The sequence below is a fragment of the Flavisolibacter nicotianae genome (assembly GCF_003628535.1).
GTDB classification, from domain to species: Bacteria; Bacteroidota; Bacteroidia; order Chitinophagales; family Chitinophagaceae; genus Flavisolibacter; species Flavisolibacter nicotianae.
Window position 1 is genome coordinate 1 of the sequence record NZ_RBCI01000046.1, and the last position, 2178, is coordinate 2178.

Below are 2178 nucleotides of genomic sequence, written 5' to 3' on the forward strand. Positions count from 1 at the left end.
CCTGGAACTGCAGCGGTATTTTGACGTACATGAAATTCTGAATGGCGATTCGGCAGAAAGAGTTTACGAGGCCTGTACGGCAAAGCTGCAAACGCCGGATTATTCAGTGCGCAACCTGTTGCGAAAAATGAATGTAAAGGTGGTTTGCACGACCGACGACCCGATCGACAGCCTGGAGCATCACCAAAAAATCAATAACGAAGGTCTGGAAATCCGGATACTCCCGGCTTTTCGTCCCGATAAGGCCATGGCTGTCGATGATGCGGCTTCATTCAATGTCTATTTGGGCAAACTGGAAAGCATCAGCAATACCAACATCACCTCCTTTGATCAATACCTTGATGCCTTAAAGTCGCGTCATGATTTTTTTGCGTCGATGAACTGTTCTGTGTCCGATCACGGGTTGGAGCAGATTTATGCCGAAGCCTATACGGAAGGCGAGATCAAAGCCGCTTTTAACAAGATCCGGTCGGGCAGGGAACTAACCATCGAAGAAGTCCTGAAGTTCAAGTCAGCCATGCTCGAGATATTCGCCGAATGGGACCATGAAAAAGGCTGGGTGCAGCAGTATCACCTTGGTGCCCTTCGCAATAACAACAGTCGCAGGTTACGGGAACTGGGTGCCGATACCGGCTGGGACTCCATCGGTGATTTTTCGCAAGGTCGGGCACTGTCGCGGTTTTTGGATAAGCTGGATAACAAAAACAAGCTGGCAAAAACCATTTTATACAACCTCAATCCGGCCGACAATGAACTGATGGCAACCATGATCGGCAACTTCAACGACGGCTCTGTTGCCGGGAAAGTGCAATGGGGATCCGGTTGGTGGTTTCTCGACCAAAAAGACGGCATGATCAAGCAACTCAACGCCCTTTCCAACATGGGTCTTCTGAGTCGCTTTGTTGGCATGCTCACCGATTCCAGAAGCTTTCTTTCGTTTCCCCGCCACGAATATTTCAGGCGGATCCTTTGCAACCTTTTTGGCGAAGAAATTGAAAACGGCGAGCTGCCAAATGACCTGGCGTGGACGGGAAAGATTATCCAGGATATCTGTTACCACAATGCCAGTCATTATTTCAACTGGAAAGAAGTATCACAAACGGCACAAACACAAACGGCATGAGCAAGATTCTGTGTTTTGGCGAATTATTGCTGCGGCTTTCACCCCAACTGGGTGGTGAATGGCTGAAGCAAAACAACATGCCTGTTTTTCTTGGTGGTGCAGAGCTGAACGTAGCGAGGGCCCTCGCCAACTGGCAGCTCCCGGTGGCGTACAGCACAGCCTTGCCGGATCATTACCTCTCCAGGGAGATCATTGATTTTCTTGAACAAAGCCAGATCGATGCGTCCCGGATAGAGGTAACGGGTAACCGTATCGGCACTTACTACCTGCCGCAAGGTGCAGACCTGAAAAGTGCCGGTGTGATTTACGACAGGGCCTATTCTTCTTTCTGGGAATTGAAGCCGGGACAGATTAACTGGACGACTGTTTTGCAGGATGTTTCCTGGCTGCATTTTAGTGCCATCAGCCCTGCCTTGAATGAAAATGTCGCGGCCGTGTGCCTCGAGGCCGTGACGGTGGCATCGGCAAAAGGGATTACGGTCTCCGTCGATTTGAATTACCGGTCAAAGCTGTGGCAATACGGAAAACAGCCGGACCAGGTCATGCCGAAACTGGTGGAGCATTGCGATGTAGTGATGGGCAACATTTGGGCAGCAAACACCATGTTGGGTACAGCCATAGATGAAAATATTCACGAGAACAGCAGCCGCGAAAAATACCTTGCCCATGCAAGGCAAACGTCGGAAGAAATCAGGCGCCGTTTTCCGAAGTGCACGGTAGTTGCCAATACCTTCCGCTTCGACGGCAAGGATGAAAGTATGGTATACTACACCAGCCTGGATGAAAGCGGGAAACAATACAATTCGAAGGAATACCGCTGTAATTCTGTTGTTGACCGCTCGGGTAGCGGAGATTGCTATATGGCGGGGCTGATTTACAGTTTGAGTAAAAAGCAGGAACCGCAGGAAGTGGTGGAGTTTGCTACTGCAGCGGCTTTTGGAAAGCTGCAGGAAAAAGGCGATGCCACCAGTCAAACAGTTGAAACCATTCTGAAAAATAGTAAAAGGGGCACCGCGCATGCAGGTGCCTGACAAAAAAGTTATGCAGTTAAATAA

At 49.6% G+C, this 2178-nt stretch carries 2 protein-coding genes; both read left to right on the forward strand.

The window, feature by feature from the left end; translation table 11 throughout:
- On the forward strand, positions 1 to 1123 hold a 1123-nt coding region (gene uxaC, locus D6024_RS26295; protein WP_121357797.1), incomplete at its 5' end, for a glucuronate isomerase.
- Positions 1120 to 2154, forward strand: a complete 1035-nt coding sequence (locus D6024_RS26300; RefSeq protein WP_121357798.1) for a sugar kinase — start codon at positions 1120 to 1122, stop codon at positions 2152 to 2154. The genes uxaC and D6024_RS26300, both read left to right, overlap by 4 nt.
- The last annotated feature ends 24 nt before the right edge of the window (positions 2155 to 2178 follow it).